Source organism: Janthinobacterium psychrotolerans, from assembly GCF_001677885.1.
Taxonomy (GTDB): Bacteria; Pseudomonadota; Gammaproteobacteria; order Burkholderiales; family Burkholderiaceae_D; genus Janthinobacterium; species Janthinobacterium psychrotolerans.
Genome location: NZ_LOCQ01000060.1, coordinates 303366 through 326114, shown reverse-complemented (window position 1 = coordinate 326114; position 22749 = coordinate 303366). Strand labels below are relative to the sequence as shown.

Here is a 22749-nt window from a genome sequence, read left to right as displayed (position 1 = left end):
CCTCACGCAAACGTCTCCGCATCGGCCAGCAGCTTGCCGAGCTGGTCCTTGGCCGACAAGGCCGGCACGCCGTCCAGCGGCCAGGCGATGTTGAGCGTCGGGTCGTTCCAGGCCAGGCTGCGCTCGAACTCCGGATACCAGTAATCGGTGGTTTTGTAGAGGAATTCGGCGCTGTCGGACAGCACCACGAAACCGTGAGCAAAACCGGGGGGCACCCAGAACATCTGCTTGTTGTCGGCCGACAGTTCGACGGCGACGTGCTGGCCAAACGTGGCCGAGCTGCGGCGCAGGTCGACCGCGACATCGAGCACGCGCCCTGCCGTGACGCGCACCAGCTTGCCCTGCGGATGCTGGATCTGGTAGTGCAGGCCGCGCAGCACGTTCTTCGCCGAGCGGCTGTGGTTATCCTGGACAAACCGCACCTGGTGCCCGATAGCCTCTTCGAACTGGCGCTGATTGAAACTCTCGTAGAAAAACCCGCGCTCATCGCCAAACACCTTCGGTTCGATGATCAGCAGATCGGGAATCGCTGTCGCTATCACCTTCATCCGTGTACCTTTTCCTTTAATAAACGCTGCAAGTACTGGCCATAGCCATTCTTTGCCAGCGGTGCGGCCAGCTGTTCGAGCTGCGCTGCGGTAATGAATCCGCGACGGAACGCAATTTCTTCAGGGCAGGCCACTTTCAAGCCCTGGCGATGTTCGATCGTCTGGATGAAATTGCTGGCCTCGTTCAGGCTTTCATGGGTGCCGGTATCGAGCCAGGCATAACCACGGCCAAGAATTTCCACATTTAATTCATTGCGCTCAAGATAAATGCGATTGACATCGGTAATCTCCAGCTCGCCACGTGCCGATGGCTTGAGCGTGCTGGCGATGTCGACCACCTGCGCGTCATAAAAATACAGGCCGGTGACGGCATAATTGCTTTTTGGTACGAGCGGCTTTTCTTCCAGGCTGGTGGCACGTCCGCCATCATCGAAATCGACCACGCCATAACGCTCGGGGTCCTGCACATGATAGGCAAACACGGTAGCGCCTTGCGGCTGGGCACAGGCGCGCTCCAGCTGTATCTGCAGATCGTGTCCGTAGAAAATATTATCGCCAAGCACCAATGCACAGGGATCGTTGCCGATGAATTCCTTGCCGATGATAAAAGCCTGCGCCAGGCCGTCAGGACTGTCCTGTACCGCATACTGCAAATTGAGGCCCCAGGCGCTGCCATCGCCCAGCAGTTGCACGAAGCGGGGCGTATCCTGGGGCGTGGAGATGATGAGAATGTCGCGGATACCGGCCAGCATCAAGGTGCTGAGCGGATAATAGATCATCGGCTTGTCGTAAATCGGCAGCAGTTGCTTGGAAACAGCCTTGGTGACGGGATACAAACGGGTGCCCGAGCCACCGGCGAGGATAATACCTTTACGTTGATTCATCATTATTTTTCCAGAATTTCACTGAGCATGCGTGCAACGCCACGCTGCCACTCGGGCAGCGTGAGAGAAAATGCCGCTTGCAGTTTTGCGGTATCGAGCCTGGAGTTTTTCGGCCGTGCGGCAGGGGCGGGAAACGCCTCGCTGCCAACGGCGGCGATCGCCTCGTTGGCCACCTTGACCGGTACGCCTGCCTGGCGCGCAACATCGATCACATAGCTGGCATAACCATGCCAGGAAGTTTCGCCGGCGGCGGCCAGATGATAGATGCCCGACAGCTCCGGCTGCGCGCGGGTGGAACGGATGGCGTGCGCGGTGACATCGGCAATCAGCTCGGCACCCGTCGGCGCGCCGATCTGATCGGCCACCACGGACAGGCGATCACGCTCGCCGGCCAGGCGCAGCATGGTCTTGGCGAAGTTGCCGCCACGCGCGGCGTAGACCCAGCTGGTACGGAAAATCAGGTACTGGCAGCCGCTGCGGACGATCGCCTGCTCGCCGTCGAGCTTGGTGCTGCCATAGACGCTCAGCGGCCCGGTGGGCGCCGTCTCATCGCGTGGCGCTTCGCCACTGCCGTCAAAGACATAATCAGTCGAGTAATGCACCAGCAAGGCGCCGGTTTCGGCGGCCACTGCGGCCAGCACGCCGGGCGCTTTGGCATTGACGGTCGCACAGGCATCCGCATCGCTCTCGGCCTTGTCGACCGCCGTATAGGCGGCCGCATTGACGATCACATCGGGGGCGATGGCCCGCACGGTGGCGTCGATACCGGCCAGATCCAGGAAATTGCCACACCACTGCACACTGTCGCTGCCCAGCGCAATCACCTCGCCCAAGGGCGCCAGGCTGCGCTGCAGTTCCCAGCCGACCTGGCCGTTCTTGCCCAACAATAAAATTTTCATGCCGTGCGCTCGCTGTAATTTTTTGCTACCCAGTGTTGATAGGCGCCCGATTGCACATTGGCCACCCAGTCCTGGTGATCGAGATACCACTGCACCGTCTTGCGGATGCCGGTATCAAATGTTTCGGCCGGTTTCCAGCCCAGCTCGCGCTGCAGTTTGCTCGCGTCGATGGCGTAGCGGCGATCATGCCCGGGCCGGTCGGTCACGTAGGTAATCTGCGCGCTGTAAGGAGTGCCGTCGGCGCGCGGGCGCAATTCGTCGAGCAGGGCGCAGATTGTGTGCACGATCTCGATATTCGGTTTCTCATTCCAGCCGCCAACGTTATATACCTCGCCCAGGGCGCCCGCTTCCAGCACGCGGCGAATTGCGCTGCAATGATCCTTGACATACAGCCAATCGCGGATCTGCTGGCCATCCCCATATACTGGCAGGGATTTGCCGGCCAGGGCATTGACGATCATCAACGGAATCAGCTTCTCCGGGAAATGATAGGGGCCGTAATTGTTCGAGCAATTGGTGGTAAGCACCGGCAAGCCATACGTGTGGTGGTAGGCGCGCACCAGATGGTCGCTGGCCGCCTTGCTGGCCGAATAAGGGCTGTTCGGCTCGTAGCGGTGGGTTTCGGTAAATGCGGGCTCGTCCCTCGACAGCGAGCCATAGACCTCGTCGGTCGACACATGCAGCATGCGGAACTGCTGGCGCGCCTCGCCTTCGAGCGCGCTCCAGTAGGCGCGCACGGCTTCGAGCAAATGGAAGGTGCCGACGATATTGGTCTGAATGAAGTCGCCTGGACCATGGATGGAGCGGTCGACATGGCTTTCGGCTGCGAAATTGACGACGGCCCGAGGCTGATATTGAGTGAGCAATGTCGTTACCAGCGCCGCATCGCCGATGTCGCCCTGTACAAACACATGGCGCGGATCACCATCGAGCGTGCGCAAGGTATCAAGATTGCCTGCGTAGGTCAGTACATCGAGATTGATAACAGGCTCATCAGATTGAGCAAGCCAGTCCAGAACAAAATTTGCGCCAATAAATCCCGCGCCACCAGTTACCAGTATCATTACAATTCCTTAATATTACTCATATTTCATCCAGCTGACCGTAAAGCGCGGCGATCAACCGCACCAGCCAAAAAAGTTTTTACTTTAGCATCAATAATTTGGTAGATTGTATCGCATCCGCCGTCTTTTAACGACCCTGGCATATTGGCGGCGATAGCAACACAGTAAAGACCGGGATACTCACCGCCTCCCGAAAATGCGCCGCATCAGAATCTTGATATACACAGTGGAAGCAAAAAATTTCATCGCGCTGCCCAGATGCCACAGCATGTACCGCAATTGACGATGGCTGTCGCGCTGGGCTTCATGAATCACGCGTATCTCGGTATTGACCAGGACTTCAAATCCTGCGAGGCGCGCGCGCGCACAAAAATCAACATCTTCAAAATATAAAAAATAACGCTCGCTAAAACCATGCAGCGCCGTATAAATAGCGCGCGGCACCAATAGAAACATCCCGGCAGCCCAGTCGGGCGCCAGCAAGGAGCCCACCTGCGGCACCTTTTCACGCGGCCGCGGCAGATTCAACAGGCGCCCGACGATTCTGCGCACGAGATGATAAGGCGATGGAAAATTACGGGCACTATCCTCGATCGTACCAGTGGCGGTAACGATCAGCGGCGCACAAATAGCCGATGACGACTGCTCCACCATGGCCAGCAGCGCCGGAAAAGGATTGTCAATCAGCCGTATGTCGGGATTTAACACGACGAAATGATCACCATTTGACAACATGAAGGCAGCATTATGGTTGGCGGCAAAACCCTGCGGTGACGGATTTACAATCAGATACACTTTGAAAGGCAGGGCCTCGAGGTCAATCGCCAGCTCTTCAATGATGTTGAGCGTGAGGATGACTTCGAAGTTGTGCACTTCCAGGGCCGCCAGTTGATGCAACAATGGCACGATGTAAGCCTGATGGCCGTGACTGACAATCGACAGCGAAAATTCCTGACAACTCATAAAGCAAAATCCAGTGATAAAAACAGAAGTGAAGCCGGGCGCTCTCGATGCGGTCGAGGCGATGGCGTTGTCAGGCGTGCGGTGCGCCGCTCAGGTTCGCCGCAGCGCGCAAAGACCGTCGCGCACGCCACGCCACAGATATTTCAGCTGCAACTGCCTGTTATTCTGCGTCACGATCAGAATAAACTGATGCACCAGATTCACCACGACTTCGCGCAGCGCGAGCAGTTTCGGCACATGAGGCAGGCGCAGCAATAAAAAACCATTGCGGATGCGGTAATAACGACGCCATTCCGAATGAATCGCCAGGCGCCATTTCAGGAAAGGAATCGACCGGTCACCGATCGAATGCAGCATGCACACCGCCGGAATGGCAAATAAAACATAACCCGCATGCACCGCCCGCAAGCACCATTCAATATCGACATAGTCAATAAAAAAGTCGCTGCGCATGGCGCCGACATCATCCATCACCGCCATGCTGGTAAACGAACCCGATGAAATGGCGATCGACACCGGAATGGGGTTTGTTTCTTTGCCAGTTGGCACCGTTTTTCGGCGTGTGCCGTATCGGTTGAACCATACCAGCGGATAAAAGAAATCCTTTTTTTCATCCTTGAAGACAGGCGCAACCAGGGCAACCCGGCAGGTGCTGGACAAGGAAAGAAACGCCGCTTTCAACGGCGCCACAAACTGCGCCGTGATAACGCTGTCCTGGTCGAAATAAATCAGGTACTGCGCCCCCGCCTTGCGCGCGCAGTCGTTCCCCGCATTTTGCGCGTAGGCGATGCCCATGTTCCGCGTCAGCGCCAGCAGTTCGATCTGCGGCAAGTTTTCGCAGCCGGCGCGCAACTGGGCAATATTGGCGCTGCCGTTGTCGACCACGATGATCTTGTCAACCTGGGCAGCCAGAGCGGCCGTCAGGCGCCAGACATTGGCCAGGAGCGGATTGTAGGTCACTACAATCGCCACCACATCCATTTTGCCAGAGCAAATATTATTCATGAAACCACTCCAAGCGCGAACACCGGCAGCAGGCTATCCACCTGCACCCGATCAGCGCCTGGCTATGATGCGATGAGGAACGTGATTGATGGCCGTCAACGGTGCCGCTGCGATGATTATTTGCTCAAGCCACCGAGCAGGGCTGCCAATTTTGGCTTGGGCTTGCTGACCGGGGCATTGACCGCCGCCGCTGGCGCCGCCTTGGCCGGCTCATACGGCTTGAGGAACCACGGATCGACCTTCTCGCGGCGTGCGCCGGGACCAAAAGAGGGACGGCTGCCGCGCTCCGGCGGACGGCTTGAGGAGCGCACATCGCTGTCGCCGGCGCTGCGCGGTGGGCGTGCGTCGCCTTCGGTGCGGCGCGGCGGACGGCGTTCGCGGTCGCTGTCGGGCGAGCGCGACGGCGCCGGCGAGAAGCCGCCCAGTTCGCCGCGCTTGACGGTCTGCTTGATCAGCTTTTCGATATCGGCCAGCAGGCGCTCGTCCTTGTCGGAATAGATCGAGATGGCGTCGCCCGAAGCGCCGGCGCGGCCGGTGCGGCCGATGCGGTGCACATAGTCTTCGGCGTTATAGGGCAAGTCGAAATTGATCACGCATGGCAGGTCGGAAATGTCGAGGCCGCGCGCGGCCACGTCGGTGGCCACCAGCACGTCGATCTCGCCCTTCTTGAACGCTTCGAGTGCGGCCATGCGCTCCTGCTGGCTCTTGTCGCCATGAATCGCGGTGGCGCTCATGCCTTCCTGTTCCAGCACGCGCGCCAGGCGCGAGGCGCCGATTTTGGTGTTCGAAAACACGATCACCTGTTTCAGGTCGCGCTGGCGCAGCAAGTGCGCCACCAGTGCGTGCTTCTGGTCTTCCGGCACTTTATAGACCACTTGCGTGACCTTGTCGGCGGTCTGGTTGCTGCGCGCCACTTCGATCGTCAGCGGATCGTTGAGGAAAGTCGCTGCCAGCTTCTTGATTTCCGGCGAGAAGGTGGCAGAGAACATCAGGTTCTGGCGCTGTTTCGGCAGCAAGTTGATGATGCGCTGCAAGTCTGGCAAAAAGCCCATGTCCAGCATGCGGTCGGCTTCGTCCATCACCAGCATCTGCACCTGGCCCAGGCTGATGTTCTTCTGCTCGATATGGTCGAGCAGGCGGCCCGGGGTGGCGATGACGATTTCCACGCCGCCGCGCAGGATCACGGTTTGCGGCTTCATGTCCATGCCGCCGAACACCACGGTCGAGCGCAGCGGCGTGTGCTTGGCGTAGGCCTTGACGTTTTCCGCCACCTGCACCGCCAGCTCGCGCGTGGGGGTCAGGATCAGCGCGCGCACCGGGTGGCGCGCCGGCGACATGCTGCCGCTGGCATGAGCCAGCAGCAACTGGATGATCGGCAGCGAGAAGCCGGCCGTCTTGCCGGTACCGGTCTGCGCGGCGCCCATCACGTCGCGCCCTTGCAGCACCACCGGAATGGCCTGTTCCTGGATCGGCGTCGGATGCGTGTAGCCCTGCTCGGTCAGCGCGCGCAGGATATCGGGCGCCAGGCCGAAATCGGCAAAGCTGAAGGCGGGAGCGGCAATCGTGGGAGCGGGAGTGACAGCAGGCGTGGCGGTAACAGCGGGAACGGCAGGAGCTTCGGTGGCGGCGACAGGCGCCGCGGCTGGGATAATCGCCGGATCGGGCGTAGGAGTCGTTTCGGTTTCAGACATAGTTTTCTGGTGTGCCTCCGCACTGCGGAAGCCATGCTTTCTCAATAAACAACATTTCAGGGCGCAGCAGCGTCGTCTTGCACGCCGGACGATTGTTCTTGCGACACCTCTGTGCTCCGAGGCAGGCTGTGCGGCGAGTGCGGGAGCGTCTGGGAGGTGTGCGCACGATGGCGGCGGAGATCGCGCCGGCGGAACATCGCGCGCAGAAGATACAATATCAGTGCTGTAAACGATACCCTAATTCAGTGCAACTGTACACGGAAACCGTGATTTACCGGCAAAAACCGCCGCTGTAACGATGGCGCGCGATGCTGTAGGATGGCGGCCATCGCACCTCTCGCCCCCACCATGTCCAGCCCCTCCACTCCACACGATCCGCCGCCGCCAGCGCCTGTCAGGCCAGGCGACAATGAGTGCTGCCAAAGCGGCTGCACCTATTGCATCCTCGATATGTACCAGGAAGAACTGGCCAGCTACCGGGACCAGCTGCGCGCCTGGGAACAGCGCCAGCCGCCTGCGAAGCGAGCACGCCAGCACCACCCTTCCTGACTGATTACTGCAACGTTCACTCTGGCTGCAGGCCACCGCGGCCTGCGGCTGGCCTTGTCACGCCTGCAATTTGACGACGTAGGAATGGGATGACACGGGGCAATGTTCCTAACCTACATAAGCGCGTCGGCTCATCCGATGCCGCCGGCCGCACCATCGTCCTATAGTGGAGTCATTGCAGAATACAACGCAGTCAACAATACGCAGCAGCACAAACAACAGCAATAACGAACAGCAATAACGCCAATCAACAAGATCAGAAGACGAGGCCATATCATGTACAAAGCTTACAGCAACCTGTCCCCAGCCGTGACCAGCACCACCGCCAACCGCGACTGGAGCGCAGCCCCCGCCAAAGCCCCCGCCTCGCCCATGATCAGCATCACCGGCGCACAGCAGAACGAACTGCTGCGTGCCCTGTCGCGCACCGACCTGGAACGCCTGTTCTGCCAGCTTGAACTGGTGGCCCTGCCTGCCGGCAAGCACCTGTTCGACTTCGGCGACAAGATCGAATACACCTACTTCCCGACCAACGCCATCGTCTCTCTGCTGTATGTGATGGAAGACGGCGCCACCACCGAGATCGCCGTGGTCGGCCGTGAAGGTGTCGCTGGCGTGACCTTGTACGAAGCCGAGCGCGCCACCTGCACCGCTGTCGTGCAAAGCGCGGGCTACGGCTACCGTCTGAAAACGGCCTTCTTGCGTGAAGTCTTCAACGAAGGCGGCGCCCTGGCCCAATTGCTGATGCGCTACACCAGCGCCATGTTTGCCCAGATGGCCCAGAACGTCGTCGGCGGCCGCCACTGCAGCATCGAACAGAAACTGTGCCGCTGGCTGCTCGACCGCCTGGACCGCTCGCTGTCGAATGAATTGAAAGTCACGCAGGACACCATGGCCAACATGCTGGGTGTGCGCCGCGAAAGCATCACCGTTACGGCCCGCAAGCTGCAGGACGAAGGCCTGATCCAGTACCGCCGCGGCACCGTCGAAGTGCTGGACCGCGCCGGCCTGGAAGTGGCCGCCGGCAATTGCTACAAAGCCGCGCGCGCCGGTTTCGAACAGTTCCGCAGCAGCATCAGCGCCTACAACTGATTCTCACGCAGCAGCGCTGTCTCCGCACCTCTCCTTCTCGGCACGCCATGGCGTGCCTTTTTTTCGCCTGTACAATTACGCCTTACTCAAGAAAGGCACCATGGACGACTTCAACTGCGAGGACTTGCCGCATATCCGCGTGCTGGCCGGCGAAAACGAAAACGGCCCCGTCTACGAATCGCTGCCCGCGCGCCAGATCGACGACGACGTCTACGAACTGCTGGCCTCGCCCGGCCTGACCCTGAACCTGGCGCGCGGCGACATCGTCAGCATCAGGGACGCCACCGCCCCCGCCGAAGTGCTCAAACGCGGCGGCAACTTCTGCATCCAGATCTATGCCGACCAGGTAGCGGACGAGGCCGTGGCAAAACTTGAACGCGAAGTCCAGCAACAGCTGGGCGGCACCCTGGACGGCCAGTTCGAGGGCAACCTGACCTTCAGCGTGCCGGGCCGGCATGGCATCTACAACGTCAACGGCCCGTTCGACGCCTTCCGCGAAGCTACCGGCGTGGAATGGTATTTCGCCAATATCTACGCCAACCTCGACGATGACGACGACGAAACCCTGCTGGACTGGTGGTTGACGGCCTGAACACAAAAAGCCTTCATGCTAGGATGCAAGATTGACTTCGCCATGCCTGCCCATGAAACACACTTTGTTCCTGTTCGACCTGGACGACACCCTGCTTGACTTCAAGGCGTCCGAAAACCTGTCCTTTGTCCGCACCATGCATGCGCTGGGCGTGGCCGGCGCCACCGAGGCGCTGTTTGCCCACTACCAGCCGATCAATGTGGCGCTGTGGCGCGCCTTCGAGCAAGGCACCGTCACCCAGCACTTCCTCAAGGTCGAGCGTTTCCGCCAAACCTTCCTGGCAGCCGGCCTGGTGCTGGACGCCGAACTGGCCAGCCGCCTCTACCTCGAATCGCTGTCCGACACCGTGGTGCTGATCGACGGCGCGGTCGAACTGTGCGCGACCCTGGCGGCGATGGGCGAGGTCGGCATCCTCACCAACGGCGTCGACGCGATCCAGAACCGCCGCATTGCCAGCTCGGGCCTGCAGCCGCATATTTCCTTTGTCGCCACCTCGGAAGCGGCCGGCCACGCCAAGCCCGACCTGCGCTTTTTCGAGTATGCCGCCAAGCTGGCCAGGCCGTTTGACAAGGCCCAGGCCATCATGATCGGCGACCGCCTGGACGCCGACATCCTCGGCGCCAACCGCTACGGCATCGACAGCTGCTGGTACAACCCGCAACAGCTTGCCAACACCTCGGCGGCGTCGCCGACCTGCGAAGTGGCCAGCCTGCGCGAGATTGTTGCCGCACTGAAAAGCCTGGACCTGGTGGCGCCATGACAGCGCCAACCCTGCTTTCATCTATGTTGGCAGCCGTACGGTAAGACCGCGCCTGGCTTGCTATAATCGCCAAGGCAAGATTGCAAGACTGCCTGCCTTTTAAAAGCGCCACAGCCCAGCGCTTGGTGCGCGCCAGACCGCTACACGGCCCGTAGCCCATGATGAGATTGACATGACCACCAGAAACAACCCGGTAGCGCGCATTCCCCTGTTAAATACCGGCGTGGCCGGCATGGATCGTATTCTTGGTGGCGGCTTCCCGGCGCACAGCCTGTACCTGATCCAGGGCCTGGCCGGCAGCGGCAAGACCACGCTGGCCTGCCAGATCGGTTTTCACCATGCGCACCAGGGCAAGAAGGTGCTGATACTGACCCTGATCGCGGAAACCCACGACAAGATGCTCAACCACCTGAGCAGCTTTTCCTTCTTCGACGAAAGCCTGGTTGGCGAGCGCATCCTGTTTATCGGCGCCTACCCGGACCTGCTCAAGGGCGGCCTGCGCGAACTGCTCAAGTCCATCGCCGCGACCCTGGCCGAACAGCGGCCCGACATCATGATCATCGACGGTTTTCGCACCGTGCGCGACGCCAAACCGTCCGATGTGGCGCTGTCGGAATTCATGCTCTCGCTGAACTCGCTGGTATCGACCATGCGCTGCACCACCTTTTTGCTGTCGCCGACCGAAGGCAATGTGGCGGACTCGGAAAACACCCTGGTCGACGGTCTGATCGAACTGAGCCAGTTCGAGCATGGCTTGCAGCTGATCCGTGAAATCAAGGTCTTCAAGCTGCGCGGCAGCAAGCATTTGCTGGGCCGCCATGTGTTCGAAGTGGGTGAAGACGGCCTGGTGCTGTACCCGCGTCTCGAAGCGATCAGCTCGACCTCGGGCGCGGCGCCCGGCATTTCGCAGCAACGCATGGGCTTTGGCATCCAGGGCATCGATGAGCTGACCCTGGGCGGCATCGCCAAGGGTTCGACCACGGCGCTGCTGGGCAACCCTGGCGTCGGCAAGACGCTGATGGGATTGCACTTTATCCTCGAAGGCCTGCAGCGCGGCGAGCGCTGCCTGATCGCCGGTTTTTATGAGTCACCCTCGCGGCTGATCGAAAAAGCCGCCAGCGTCGGCATCGACCTGCAGCCCTATCATGACAGTGGCGCCCTGCAAATCATCTGGCATCCGCCGCTGGAAGTGCTGGTCGACAGCCTGGCGCAGCAGGTGCTGCGCAATATCGCAGAACGCGCCGTGACGCGCCTGCTGGTCGACGGCATCGACGGCCTGCGTGACATCATCGTCCACAAGGGCCGCTCGCGCTCTTTCCTGGCGGCCTTTGTCAACGAACTGCGCTGCAGCAATGTGACCACCTTCTTCACGCAGGAACTGCCGTATTTCGGCCAGGACCAGTTGCATGGCGACATGTCGGCATCGATGCTGTTCGAAAACATCATCCTGCTGCGCTTCGTCGATGTCAACGGCATCAACCGGCGCCAGATCGGCGTGCTCAAGCTGCGCGAAAACAGCTACGACGCGGCCAACCACGTGCTGTTCATCAACGATCATGGCATGTCGGTCAAAGCGCCCGTCGCCGGCCCGGTCGTGCCCGACATTGCGCTGTAGCGTACCATCATGAGCGATCACACTGCGATGATGGACGCCCCGCCGGATGCCAAGCTGGTCCTGCTCGTCGACGACGAGTTCGACATCCTGTCGACCTACACCATGCTGTTCGAATACAGCGGCTTTCGCGTGGCCACCGCCGCCAACGGCCGCCTGGCCCTGGCCGCCGCCGCGCTCGAGCAACCGGCCATCGTCGTCTCCGATTTCATGATGCCGTCGATGGACGGCGCCGAGCTGTGCCGCGCCTGGCGCGACGACGAGCAACTGCAGCCCATCCCCTTCATCCTGTGCAGCGCCGGCATCGTGCGCGACCATGCGTCGATTCCCTACGACAGCTTTTTCAGGAAACCCGTGCCGATCGACAAGCTGATCAAGGAAGTAAGGCGCCTGCTGCTCAAGGGCCGCGCGCAGGAATGATGGACACGCTCGGCGACCGCTAATCGCGCGTCAGCACTTCCAGCAATTCAACTTCGAACGTCAAATCGGCGTTTGGCGGTATCAATCCCACCTGCCGCTCGCCATAGGCCAGATGCGCCGGCACCCACAGCTTGCGCCTGCCCCCGGCCTGCATGCCTTTGAGGCCCAGTATCCAGCCCTGTATCACCTTGTTATTGCTCAGCACGCATTTGAACGGCTCGCCCCGTTGATGCGAGGAATCAAACTCTGTGCCATCTTGCAGCCAGCCGCGATAGTGGGCCGTGACCAGCGCGCCGCGTCCGGCGGCCTTGCCGGTGCCGATGATGATGTCTTCGATTTTCAGTTCGGTTGTCATGTTGTTCTTTATCCGGGATGCTTTAATGCACCGGCACGCGATACAACACACCGTAACGGCGTGCCAGTTCGGACAGATGCTTGCCGAGCGTCCATAAGGTTGCCCCAGGCGTCATCAAGGTCGATGCGAGCAGTACCATGTCAATCAACCCGCAGCCCAGGCCATACAACGATTCACGCTCGATAAAAGCCATGGTTTCGCGCAGGCCCGCTTGCTGTACCACCGGCAGCAAGTCAAAATCGCCCAGCGTTTGTGCGCGTGGCGCGGGAGGCGTGCCACAGGCGAGTTCTCCGATGACCATCGGATGCGTCAATGCCTGATCGTGCTGCAGCAATGTTTCAAGCACGACGTTTCGATCACGAAAGTGGCCTATCCATACCGAAGTATCGACCAGTACGCCACTCATCAGACACGCTCCGCCTGGCGCCGCGGCACGTCAGGCATATCCGGCGCTGCCGAACCCAGCGCAGCCAATCGCTTGGCTGCCTGCACGCGCACGAAGGTCTTGATCGCTTCTCGAAAAAGATCAGCCTTGTCCATGGCTGGATCGGCCATTTCCAGGGCCTTGTTATAAAGGTCGTCGTCGATCGTCACGGTGGTTCTCACGGCTGCTCCCTGATTCAATATCTGATGTTATTTTGCATCAAATACCGCATCAATACAAGCACGTGCGTTCGCACTGACCAGGCAACTCGTAAATTGCTTGTTGTTCTGATCGGTCATAGCGCCGACATTCATTCCCGCGCCACAGCCTCGCAGCCGAGATACTCACCATGCGGGCCGAGTTGCAGCCAGCAAGGGGCGATAGCGCCAGGCAGCAAGACCACCTGCGGCGCTGCGTCATCCTCGTCCTGCATGGGGCCGTACCCGGGGTGGCGGTAGCGGCCATGCGCCACGCAGACGTCTTCCGTTTTGACTGGCAGCTTGTTGCCGGCGGGCTTTCCTACAGGGTGCGGGGCAAGTCTGCAAACGCCCTTGGGGGCCAGACATCGGGACTGTCCAGCCGGCGTATCCACAGATCGGAGGTGCAACCATCGAAGCGCAGCTCGCCATTGCCTGAAGCAAAACCCATGGAGGCGAAAGCGCCATTTCTCAGCGGGCGAAGCAGCGCGTTGATGCGATAGCACGCTGCCGTCTCGTCATCGTCCGACGAGGCATACCACTTTACCTGATCGTCTTGCGTCATTGCTTGTACACGTTGCCGTATCGGCGGCATTTTATCGATGGGCACCGCCCGGTGCCGTTCAACATCGAAAGCCCACGCCAGCTCCCACGCCATAAGCCTGTTCATAAGCCTCGACGCATTCCACCAGGGCATCGCGCCTGGCCACGGAGTGCCCCTGCCAGAAATAAAAAGTGGCACGCGGCGCGACGGTCAACACGATGCGGTCGTCGTCCACGTAATGCTAGTCTGGCAAAAGATGGTCGAGTTCCTGTAATGTGCTCATGCTTTCTTGTCGTTAGTTTTCGGTACTGTACCGAGCCCGCACTACCATCGCAGAATTGTCATCCAACAGGATTGAACATGTCAGCAAGAAAAAATAGAACCATGATCGCTTGTGTGGTGTCCATGCTCCTGCTCACGAGCTGTGACAGCCACAAGCAGCCCGAGCCATCGCAGGATGTCACCGCGTTCAATCATCTGATCGTAATGGATTTCCCGGTAAAGCAAGTGACATGGGAAATATTCGGCACGCCGGAATATACAGGCGGAATTCCCGGGCCAACCGATTACCTGACCCTGGTGGCGGAGATTGAGCCGGAAGGATCGAAAACCTTCACCTCATTTCCCCCGTTGACTACAACAGCATGGATTGCACCGGAATCAGCTCGACCATGGCTGGACAGCGATTTCCATGCATTTTTAAATCAATATAAAAACCGGACTATTGACGCGAAGATGGCGCCACGTTGTCGCAGTGTCGAAGCAGTGCTGAGGAAGTCCGGCAGGCCGGTCGCTGGCCTGGCCTGTCAGGGAGCCAGGAACATCCTGATCTATGCCACGGTATCGGACAGTACCGGGCATACTCCGTGAACAGTGATTGAGGAAAACAAGCGTCAGGTCAGCTAGTCGAACACGTGCAACGACAGTTGGCCGGACTTGCGCACGACAAAAGCTGGCGATGCTTGTTCTGCCTATAAAAAACCCCAGCACTTACGCGCCGGGGCTTGATCTGATGCTGCAAATTCTGGTGGGCCTCCCGTGAGTCGAACACGGCACCAACGGATTATGAGTCCGCTGCTCTAACCAAGCATGAGCTAGAGGCCCGGGGTGGTGCTGGCATGGCGGGCGTTGAACCCTGCCTCGCGTGGCCGTTGTGAAACGGACACGCGAGCATAGGGGGAACCGCCGCCTACGTCAAGCCCTGACGGGCCATTAATTGCCTTCCAAGAAGCTTTTCAGCTTGTCGGAGCGCGAGGGGTGGCGCAGCTTGCGCAGCGCCTTGGCTTCAATCTGACGGATGCGCTCGCGCGTGACGTCGAATTGCTTGCCGACTTCTTCCAGGGTGTGGTCGGTGGACATTTCGATGCCGAAACGCATGCGCAGCACTTTTGCTTCGCGCGGCGTCAAGGAATCGAGCACGTCCTTCACCACGCCGCGCATTGAGGCGTGCAGGGCGGCGTCGGCGGGGGCCAGGGTGTTGTTGTCCTCGATGAAATCGCCCAGGTGGGAATCGTCGTCGTCGCCGATCGGCGTTTCCATCGAGATCGGTTCCTTGGCGATCTTCATGATCTTGCGGATCTTGTCCTCGGGCATTTCCATCTTGATCGCCAGGGTGGCCGGATCGGGTTCGGCGCCTGTTTCCTGCAGGATCTGGCGCGAGATGCGGTTCATCTTGTTGATCGTCTCGATCATGTGCACGGGAATACGGATCGTGCGCGCCTGGTCGGCGATCGAGCGGGTAATCGCCTGGCGTATCCACCAGGTGGCGTAGGTCGAGAACTTGTAGCCGCGGCGGTATTCGAACTTGTCGACCGCCTTCATCAGGCCGATATTGCCTTCCTGGATCAGATCGAGGAATTGCAGGCCGCGGTTGGTGTATTTCTTGGCGATCGAGATCACCAGGCGCAAGTTGGCTTCCGTCATTTCACGCTTGGCCTTGCGCGCCTTCATTTCACCGGCCGCCATCTGGCGGTTGATGTTGCGCAGGTCCGGCAGCGGCAGCACCACGCGCGCCTGCAGGTCGATCAGGCGTTGCTGCAGTTCCTTGACGGTCGGAATATTGCGGCCCAGGATGGCGCTGTAGGCATGTCCTGCGTTGACTTCGCCATCGACCCAGTCGAGATTGGTTTCATTGCCCGGGAAGACCTTGATGAAGTGTGCGCGCGGCATGCCGCAGCGGTTGACGGCCACGTCGAGAATCTGTTTCTCGATATGGCGCACTTCATCGACCTGGCCACGCAGGGTGTCGCACAGCTTTTCCACCACCTTGGCGGTAAAGCGGATGCCCAGCAGTTCCTGCGAGATCGCTTCCTGCGCCTTGGCGTAGGGCTTGGAGTTGTAGCCTTCTTTTTCAAAGGCGCGGCGCATCTTGTCGAATTGCTGGGAAATCACGGCGAATTTTTCCAGCGCCGTGCGTTTCAGGGTTTCGAGCTGCTCGGCCGAGAAACCGGCGGCGCCCGACGCGCTCGCTTCTTCCTCTTCGCCCTCTTCCTCTTCTTCCTCTTCGGCCTCTTCCTCGTCTTCTTCGACAGGGGCGGCGACCACCGGTGCGACCACCGGCTCGTTGTCATCGACCAGGCCGTCGACGATCTCGTCGATCTTGGTCTCGTCGCTGGCGATGCGGTCGGCGGCGGCGATGATCTCGGCGATCGTCACCGGGCAGGCCGAGATGGCCTGTATCATGTCTTTCAGGCCGTCTTCGATGCGCTTGGCGATTTCGATTTCGCCTTCGCGCGTCAGCAACTCGACCGAACCCATCTCGCGCATATACATGCGCACCGGGTCGGTGGTGCGGCCAAAGTCGGAGTCGACCGTCGACAGCGCGGCCTCGGCCGCCGCTTCCGCCTCGTCATCGCTGGTGACGACGGCAACATTGTCCGTCAGCAGCAGACTTTCGGCGTCCGGCGCGTGCTCGTAGACGGCGATGCCCATGTCGTTGAAGGTGCCGATAATGCCTTCGATGGCTTCCGGATCGACAATGTTTTCAGGCAGGTGATCGTTGATCTCGGCGTAGGTGAGGAAGCCGCGTTCCTTGCCGAACTTGATCAGGGTCTTGAGTTTCTGGCGCCGGCGCTCGAGCTCTTCCTCGCTCGCTTCGGTGTCCGACGAGAACGCGTCTTTCAGCAGCGCGCGCTCCTTCGCCTTGCGGTCCTTGGCCTTGGCCTTGTCGACAGCTTTCAGTTCGGCCCGCTCGACGGCGTTCAGCGCGGCGACTTCGTCATTTTCTGGCTGGAATTCTTTTGGCTTGCGGCCGCGGCGGCCTGGTACTTTTACCGAGGGCAAGACATAGCCGGATGTATCGATGGCCGCCAGGGTGGCGGCATCGGTGGTCTGGCTCACCACGGGCGCGCTGATGACCCGGGTTTCGGGCCGGTCCAGCGCCTTTTCGGCTTTCGTGGTAACTTTAGTGGGCTTCACAGCCGCTTTGGATTCGGGTTTCTTGATTGGCACAGGCGCTTTCGATTACACAACGACTTGCTTTACGGTGGATTAGGATAAAGTTTGCTGCCAGCTCCCGCGTCTCGACGGAAGCCACCATCTTCGAACCTGCCGACAACCCAGGCTCGACACTGTTACGTTACTTACACCTCATCGGCCACGACCTGCGGGAAACGCAATATTCCTGCGCCGATCAAGAGCCTAACTTACTGAAAACAAACACTATTTACGATCAGAACGAGCTTGCCAAAGCACACAATACTTAGCATTTGATTATAGCACGCGAAAAATGTTTTTCCAGTCCGCACAATGTCCAACGGGAAACATTACCTATTCACCAACTCCGCATCGCGCTGGCGTTCCAGCTCGCCCTGCTCCTGCATGATTTCGCGGTAGCGTACACCAATTTTCTCCGATGGCAAACCCGACGCAAACAATTGCTGCAGTTCCGCCTTCAGGGCGTTCAGCTTGATCTCGCGGATGGTGCTGACCAGCCACGATTGCTCGCTGTCATAATCCGATTCGCTGCCGGCGGCGATTTCACCGATGATCTCGTCGTACTCGCTGCCCAGCTCCTTCAATTGCTGGGCCAGCGCGGCAAAACTGCCGTGCTCGCCCAGCGCCTGCCCCACGCCCACCAGCTGCCCCAGGTTGTGCGCCGCATCGGGCCCCAGATGCTGGAAGGCGGCCAGCGCCGCTTCGTCGATCTGCAGGCTCAAGGGCGGATGGGCCACCAGCATGCGCATGATCTTCAGTTCCAGCCCTACCGGCACCGGGCGGCCCGATTTCGGCGGCGCGCGGCGCGCCACGGCGACCGGCTTGGCCAGCTCGAACAAGGCTTCGATCTCGGCCGGCGTCGACTGCGTCAGTTGCGCCAGGCCACGCACGATCTGCAAACGCAAGGACGACGGCGCCATCAGTTGCAACAGCGGCTTGGCGTCGAATTGGACACGCGCGCGCCCTTCCGGTTCCGACAGATCGTGCTCGCCCGCGACTTCCTTCAACAGGAACTGCGACAGCGGCATCGCTTCATGCACCTGCTGTTCGAAGCCCGCAGCGCCAAATTCCCGGATATAGCTGTCCGGATCATGTTCGGACGGCAGGAACAGGAATTTGATGGTCTTGTTGTCCGACACATGCGGCAAGCTCGCTTCGAGCGCGCGGCGGGCGGCGCGGCGGCCGGCCTTGTCGCCATCGAAGCTGAAAATCACGTTATCGGTCTGGCGCAGCAGTTTTTGCACATGGGTCGGCGTGCACGCCGTGCCCAGCGTGGCCACCGCTTGCGGAAAGCCCATCTGCGCCAGCGCCACCACGTCCATATAGCCTTCCGTCACCAGCACATAGCCGGCGTCGCGGATGGCCTGGCGCGCCTCGAACAAACCATATAGTTCGAAACCCTTGGAAAACAAGGGGGTTTCCGGAGAATTCAGGTATTTCGGTTCGCCATGGTCGAGCACGCGGCCGCCAAAGGCGATCACCTGGCCCTTGGTATTGCGGATCGGGAACATGATGCGTTCGCGGAAACGGTCGTAGCGCTTGCGGTTATTGCCCTCTTCGTCGACCTTGTCGATCACCAGGCCCGCCTCGACCAGGGCCAGCACTTCGTAGTCGGCAAACACGGAACGCAGATTGTCCCAGCCGCCCGGCGCGTAGCCCATGCCGAAGCGAGCGGCCACTTCGCCGGTCAGGCCCCGATTCTTGAGGTAGGCAATGGCGTCGGGCGCGTGGCGCAGCTGGCCGCGGTAATAATCGCAGGCCTGCGTCATGGCGTCGGACAAGGCCAGGCTTTGCGCCTGGATCTGCGCGCGCTGGGCCGGCGGGATTTTATCGTCCGCTTCCGGCACCACCATGCCGACGTTTTGCGCCAGATCCTTGACCGCGTCGACAAAGCCCATGCCCGAATACTCGATCAGGAAGCCGATCGAGGTGCCATGCGCGCCGCAGCCGAAGCAGTGATAAAACTGCTTGGTGGGACTGACGGTAAAGCTGGGCGATTTTTCACTGTGGAACGGGCACAAGCCCATGAAATTCGCGCCGCCTTTTTTCAGCTGCACATAGCGCCCGACGACATCGACGATGTCGACGCGGTTGAGCAAATCGGAAATGAAAGATTGTGGTATCACTGGCGAGGGCGGTCTTGTTATAGGTCAGACTATACTACCGCACGCGGCCGGATGTTGATCCAGGTCAACGTGTGGCGCTGCGGCTGCCAGCATGGACGCCGGCAGCCGTGGTTACTGAAGATGTGGCTTATGCGGCTGGCGACAAGGCTTTTTTCACCAGCGCCGAGACCACGGTCATGTCGGCGCGGCCAGCCAGCTTCGGCTTGACGATGGCCATGACCTTGCCCATGTCCTGCGGACCGGCGGCGCCCGAGGCGGCCACGGCGGCAGTCACTTCGGCGGCCACTTCTTCGTCCGACAGGCCGGCAGGCATATAGCCGGCAAGATGCACCAGTTCGGCTTTTTCGATGTCGGCCAGATCGGCGCGGCCACCGGCTTCGAATTGGGTGATCGAATCCTTGCGCTGCTTGATCATCTTTTCAACGATGGCCGTCACGTGCGCGTCCGTCAGCTCGATGCGTTCGTCGACTTCCTTGCGCTTGATTTCAGCGAGCAGCAGGCGGATCGTGCCCAGCTTGCCCGTTTCCTTGGCGCGCATGGCATTTTTCATGTCTTCGGTAATTTGTTCTTTCAAGCTCATGGCTATCCTCGTTGATTAATGATGGTGGCGGCGCAAGCGTACCGGCCACAAAAGCGAAAACCCGCCGCGGCGAACCGGAGCGGGCATGCGACTCATCTGGAGCGGCGCTCCAGGCGAATCAAAACAAAACCCGTGGCGAACAATGCGCCGTACTACCCGGGTTGGTTCTGACTGGACAGTCTTAGAATAATTTTTTCGGCAGTTGTTGGCTGCGGATGCGTTTGTAATGACGCTTGACAGCAGCTGCCAGCTTGCGCTTGCGCTCAGCTGTTGGCTTTTCGTAGAATTCGCGTGCGCGCAATTCGGTCAGCAGACCCGTTTTTTCGATGGTGCGTTTGAAGCGACGCATTGCGACTTCGAACGGCTCGTTTTCTTTAAGGCGAATAGTGGTCATGTAAAATTCAAACCGTTGAGGTGGTGTATAGGAAGAGGTAGATAGTAGCAGCTTTTATCGGAAAAGGAAAGCCCTTCCCTGCTTGCGCCTGGGATACAGCCTTGGCAGGCCGTGCGGCTGTGGCGTAAACCACGCAAATAAATGGACGCGCTGTGGCGTAGCTTTATTCTACCGCAAGCTGTTTCATCCTGCTTATTGCAGCGCCACCCCAGCGGCCACGCCCGAAGCCCAGGCCCACTGGAAATTGTAGCCGCCCAGCCAGCCCGTGACATCGACCGATTCGCCGATGAAATACAGGCCCGGCACCTTGTTGGCCATCATGGTCTGCTGCGACAGCTCGCGCGTATCGATGCCGCCGCGCGTCACCTCGGCCTTGCGGTAGCCTTCCGAGCCGTTCGGCACGATGGACCAGGCATTGATGGCCAGGCCCAGCTTGCGCAGTTGCGCGTCGGGCATGTCGGCGATGCGGGCGTCGGGCGCCAGCCCATTGACGGCCAGCAGGCAGTCGGCCAGGCGCTCGGGCAGCCATTGCGAGACGATATTGCCCAACTGCTTTTTCAGGCTGCCCTTGCCCTCGATCAGGGTCTGCGCCACGTCCACTTCCGGCAGCAGGTTGATGATAATTGGCGTGCCAGGCTGCCAGAAACTGGAAATTTGCAGAATCGCCGGGCCGGACAGGCCGCGATGGGTGAACAGCAAATCTTCACGGAAACGCGCGCCGGTGGGCTTGCGCCCCTTCAGGCTGCCCGTTTCCACATCCACTTCGAGCGCGATGCCCGACAGTTCGGCAAACGGCGCCCAGCTGGACGGGTCGAACGTCAGCGGCACCAGCGCCGGGCGCGGCTCGACCATTTTCAGGTCGAACTGGCTGGCGATGCGGTAGGCAAAATCGGTGGCGCCGATCTTCGGAATCGACAGGCCGCCGGTGGCGATCACCACATTGGCCGCCTCGATCTCGCCGCTGTCGGTCTGCAGCACGAAGCCGCCGTCATCCCGGCGTTCGACGCTGCCGATCTTGCACGGCATGCGCCAGTGCACGTCGCCGCTAGCGCACTCGTCCTTGAGCATCTCGATGATCTGCTCGGCCGACTCATTGCAGAACTGCTGGCCCTTGTGCTTCTCGTGGTAGCCAATGCGGTGTTTTTTCACCAGCGCCAGGAAATCCTGCGGCGTGTAGCGCGACAGCGCGCTCTTGCAGAAGTGCGGATTGTCCGACAAAAAATGCTGGGGACCGGCATGGATATTTGTGAAATTGCAGCGCCCGCCACCGGAGATGCGGATTTTTTCGGCCAGCTTGCTTGCATGATCGATCACCACCACGCGCTTGCCCTGCTGGGCGGCCACGGCCGCACACATCATGCCGGCCGCGCCCGCGCCGATCACTGCCACATCAAATTGTTTTGCCATAAGAATTCCGGTCACCACTGATTACAAAGCGCCATTGTAAACGGTGGTCGGTGGTGGAGGCTTGTCGGCTTACGGCTTCGCCCAAGCCGACCTACCGGACCTGCGCAAGCTTGCTTGCAGCCATCAGGCAATGCGCCACCTGCTCGGCGATCGATGGCGGCACGGCAATCTCGCCGGCCAGTACCCGCCGGATCCAGGCGGCCGTGGTGGCCGCGTCGCGTTCCACAGGCAAGTCGGGCAACTGTTCGACCAGCAACTGCTTTTCCACCAGCACCGTGCGCTCCTTGCCATGGAACCAGTCGATCTGCTGCGCCTTGTTGGCGTTGGCCACCGTTTCGCCTTCCGTGCCACGCATCAGAAAGGCGTCGCCGCGGCCAGCGGGCGCTGCCGTGATGAAATATTCGCCGAGCATTTCCAGGTATTCCGGGTGCGTGTACGACACCAGGCGCAGTGCCGGGCCGGCAAACGGCTGCATGATTTTGACCAGGGTATGGGTGGAATTGCGCACGCCCAGCACGCGGCGCAGCGACAGCATCCGGGCCAGCTTCGGCGCCAGGGTGGCGACCGGCATGAAGGCGACCTCGCCGCGCGCCATGGCGTCTTGCGCTTGCTCATGGCTGTCGCAGGCCGGCATGCCCAGCGCGGCCAGCACTTCGGCGGTGGTGATGCGGCCCACGTCCAGCGTCACGCCATGCACCAGCACCGGGGCGCCGGCGCGCGCCAGCAGCAGCGCCAGCAAGGCCGTCAAATTGGCCATCTTGCGCGCGCCGTTATAGCTGGGAATCACAATCGGCGCATACGCAGCAGGTGGCGCCTGCAGCGGTGCAAACGACGCTTCGGCAGCCTCAAGGAAACCGGCGATCTCGTCCACCGACTCGCCTTTGATGCGCATTGACAATAAAATGCCGCCCAGTTCCAGGTCGGACACGCGGCCGTCGAGCATGGCGCGGTACAGGGCAAAAGCGTCGTCGCGCGTCATGCTGCGTGCGCCATTCTTGCCGCGGCCGATTTCCTTGATAAAGCGGGCGGCGGGGAATGGCTCGCCGGCCACGTCGGTATGGGGGATGGATACGGTAGTCATGGCGCCAGCTTACACGGATTTGCGCACCTTATCGCAGCCGGCACCGGTGATAACAGCGCTGGCCACGCGGGCTTGCGTTGTAAATCGACAACACCTGCGCCCAGTTGAATCCAGCTGCGCGCTGCCT

Annotated in this window: 24 protein-coding genes and 1 tRNA gene; 7 read left to right on the top strand and 18 right to left on the bottom strand. The window is 60.3% G+C overall.

All coding sequences use genetic code 11. The features are described 5' to 3' along the window. Window positions 1-2: 2 nt before the first annotated feature. The 7 genes from rfbC to ASR47_RS21625 form a co-directional block, all read right to left on the bottom strand. Complete coding sequence (rfbC, locus tag ASR47_RS21655; RefSeq protein ID WP_065309853.1) at window positions 3-548, bottom strand: dTDP-4-dehydrorhamnose 3,5-epimerase; 546 nt, start codon at window positions 546-548, stop codon at window positions 3-5. Next, window positions 545-1435 carry a glucose-1-phosphate thymidylyltransferase RfbA gene (rfbA, locus tag ASR47_RS21650; RefSeq protein ID WP_217270611.1) on the bottom strand — a complete coding sequence of 297 codons (891 nt, stop codon included), beginning with the start codon at window positions 1433-1435 and terminating at the stop codon, window positions 545-547. Before rfbA ends, rfbC begins: the two co-directional genes overlap by 4 nt. Further along, the gene (rfbD, locus tag ASR47_RS21645; protein ID WP_065309852.1) at window positions 1435-2331 is read right to left on the bottom strand and encodes a dTDP-4-dehydrorhamnose reductase; all 897 of its coding nucleotides are present in this window, start codon (window positions 2329-2331) and stop codon (window positions 1435-1437) included. Before rfbD ends, rfbA begins: the two co-directional genes overlap by 1 nt. Continuing rightward, window positions 2328-3395 (bottom strand): dTDP-glucose 4,6-dehydratase, encoded by a 1068-nt coding sequence (gene rfbB / locus ASR47_RS21640; RefSeq protein WP_065309851.1) that lies wholly within the window; start codon window positions 3393-3395, stop codon window positions 2328-2330. The genes rfbD and rfbB overlap by 4 nt, the downstream gene beginning before the upstream one ends. A gap of 180 nt (window positions 3396-3575) precedes the next feature. Then, window positions 3576-4358: a glycosyltransferase gene (locus tag ASR47_RS21635; protein ID WP_065309850.1), complete on the bottom strand. Its 783-nt coding sequence runs from the start codon at window positions 4356-4358 to the stop codon at window positions 3576-3578. Between the two features lie 90 nt (window positions 4359-4448). Further along, entirely contained in the window at window positions 4449-5363 is a 915-nt protein-coding gene (locus tag ASR47_RS21630; RefSeq protein ID WP_082989083.1) for a glycosyltransferase family 2 protein, read from the bottom strand. 116 nt (window positions 5364-5479) lie between these two features. Beyond that, window positions 5480-7054 (bottom strand): DEAD/DEAH box helicase, encoded by a 1575-nt coding sequence (locus ASR47_RS21625; protein WP_171899010.1) that lies wholly within the window; start codon window positions 7052-7054, stop codon window positions 5480-5482. Window positions 7055-7402: 348 nt separating this feature from the next. On the opposite strand from ASR47_RS21625, the gene ASR47_RS26665 reads away from it, so the two are divergent. The 6 genes from ASR47_RS26665 to ASR47_RS21600 all read left to right on the top strand — a co-directional run bounded on the left by ASR47_RS26665 (window position 7403) and on the right by ASR47_RS21600 (window position 12079). Beyond that, window positions 7403-7603, top strand: a complete 201-nt coding sequence (locus ASR47_RS26665; protein WP_082989082.1) for an oxidoreductase-like domain-containing protein — start codon at window positions 7403-7405, stop codon at window positions 7601-7603. Between the two features lie 372 nt (window positions 7604-7975). Further along, window positions 7976-8695: a Crp/Fnr family transcriptional regulator gene (locus ASR47_RS21620; protein WP_082989101.1), complete on the top strand. Its 720-nt coding sequence runs from the start codon at window positions 7976-7978 to the stop codon at window positions 8693-8695. A gap of 100 nt (window positions 8696-8795) precedes the next feature. Then, window positions 8796-9287, top strand: a complete 492-nt coding sequence (locus tag ASR47_RS21615; RefSeq protein WP_065309847.1) for a DUF4265 domain-containing protein — start codon at window positions 8796-8798, stop codon at window positions 9285-9287. 52 nt (window positions 9288-9339) lie between these two features. After that, window positions 9340-10047: a YjjG family noncanonical pyrimidine nucleotidase gene (locus ASR47_RS21610; protein WP_065309846.1), complete on the top strand. Its 708-nt coding sequence runs from the start codon at window positions 9340-9342 to the stop codon at window positions 10045-10047. A gap of 172 nt (window positions 10048-10219) precedes the next feature. After that, window positions 10220-11662, top strand: coding sequence for an ATPase domain-containing protein (locus tag ASR47_RS21605; protein WP_065309845.1), 1443 nt, complete (start codon window positions 10220-10222; stop codon window positions 11660-11662). Window positions 11663-11671: 9 nt separating this feature from the next. Next, a complete protein-coding gene (locus ASR47_RS21600) occupies window positions 11672-12079 on the top strand; it encodes a response regulator (RefSeq protein ID WP_245714440.1) in 408 nt (135 codons plus the stop codon). 19 nt (window positions 12080-12098) lie between these two features. On the opposite strand, the gene ASR47_RS21595 is transcribed toward ASR47_RS21600, so the two are convergent. From ASR47_RS21595 to ASR47_RS21580, 4 genes are all read right to left on the bottom strand, one after another. Further along, entirely contained in the window at window positions 12099-12434 is a 336-nt protein-coding gene (locus tag ASR47_RS21595) for an FKBP-type peptidyl-prolyl cis-trans isomerase (protein WP_065309844.1), read from the bottom strand. Window positions 12435-12456: 22 nt separating this feature from the next. Continuing rightward, window positions 12457-12840, bottom strand: coding sequence for a type II toxin-antitoxin system VapC family toxin (locus ASR47_RS21590; RefSeq protein WP_065309843.1), 384 nt, complete (start codon window positions 12838-12840; stop codon window positions 12457-12459). Continuing rightward, window positions 12840-13040, bottom strand: coding sequence for a type II toxin-antitoxin system VapB family antitoxin (locus ASR47_RS21585; RefSeq protein ID WP_065309842.1), 201 nt, complete (start codon window positions 13038-13040; stop codon window positions 12840-12842). Before ASR47_RS21585 ends, ASR47_RS21590 begins: the two co-directional genes overlap by 1 nt. Window positions 13041-13377: 337 nt before the next feature. Continuing rightward, window positions 13378-13713 (bottom strand): DUF3396 domain-containing protein, encoded by a 336-nt coding sequence (locus ASR47_RS21580; protein ID WP_150127912.1) that lies wholly within the window; start codon window positions 13711-13713, stop codon window positions 13378-13380. A gap of 246 nt (window positions 13714-13959) precedes the next feature. Here ASR47_RS21580 and ASR47_RS21575 point away from each other — a divergent pair, with 246 nt between their 5' ends. Next, window positions 13960-14469 (top strand): hypothetical protein, encoded by a 510-nt coding sequence (locus ASR47_RS21575; RefSeq protein WP_150127911.1) that lies wholly within the window; start codon window positions 13960-13962, stop codon window positions 14467-14469. Between the two features lie 155 nt (window positions 14470-14624). Here the strand turns inward: ASR47_RS21575 and ASR47_RS21570 are convergent. From ASR47_RS21570 to ybiB, 7 genes are all read right to left on the bottom strand, one after another. Next, window positions 14625-14703 (bottom strand) — tRNA-Ile (locus ASR47_RS21570). Window positions 14704-14811: 108 nt separating this feature from the next. Next, window positions 14812-17016: an RNA polymerase sigma factor RpoD gene (gene rpoD, locus ASR47_RS21565; protein ID WP_425402754.1), complete on the bottom strand. Its 2205-nt coding sequence runs from the start codon at window positions 17014-17016 to the stop codon at window positions 14812-14814. A gap of 347 nt (window positions 17017-17363) precedes the next feature. After that, on the bottom strand, window positions 17364-19160 hold the full coding sequence (dnaG, locus tag ASR47_RS21560) for a DNA primase (protein WP_065309838.1): 1797 nt from the start codon (window positions 19158-19160) through the stop codon (window positions 17364-17366). A gap of 127 nt (window positions 19161-19287) precedes the next feature. Next, window positions 19288-19740 (bottom strand): GatB/YqeY domain-containing protein, encoded by a 453-nt coding sequence (locus tag ASR47_RS21555; protein ID WP_065309837.1) that lies wholly within the window; start codon window positions 19738-19740, stop codon window positions 19288-19290. Between the two features lie 181 nt (window positions 19741-19921). Continuing rightward, complete coding sequence (rpsU, locus tag ASR47_RS21550; RefSeq protein WP_008451879.1) at window positions 19922-20134, bottom strand: 30S ribosomal protein S21; 213 nt, start codon at window positions 20132-20134, stop codon at window positions 19922-19924. Window positions 20135-20326: 192 nt separating this feature from the next. Beyond that, the gene (locus tag ASR47_RS21545) at window positions 20327-21541 is read right to left on the bottom strand and encodes a BaiN/RdsA family NAD(P)/FAD-dependent oxidoreductase (RefSeq protein ID WP_065309836.1); all 1215 of its coding nucleotides are present in this window, start codon (window positions 21539-21541) and stop codon (window positions 20327-20329) included. Window positions 21542-21632: 91 nt separating this feature from the next. Beyond that, the gene (ybiB, locus tag ASR47_RS21540; protein WP_065309835.1) at window positions 21633-22622 is read right to left on the bottom strand and encodes a DNA-binding protein YbiB; all 990 of its coding nucleotides are present in this window, start codon (window positions 22620-22622) and stop codon (window positions 21633-21635) included. Window positions 22623-22749: the final 127 nt, after the last annotated feature.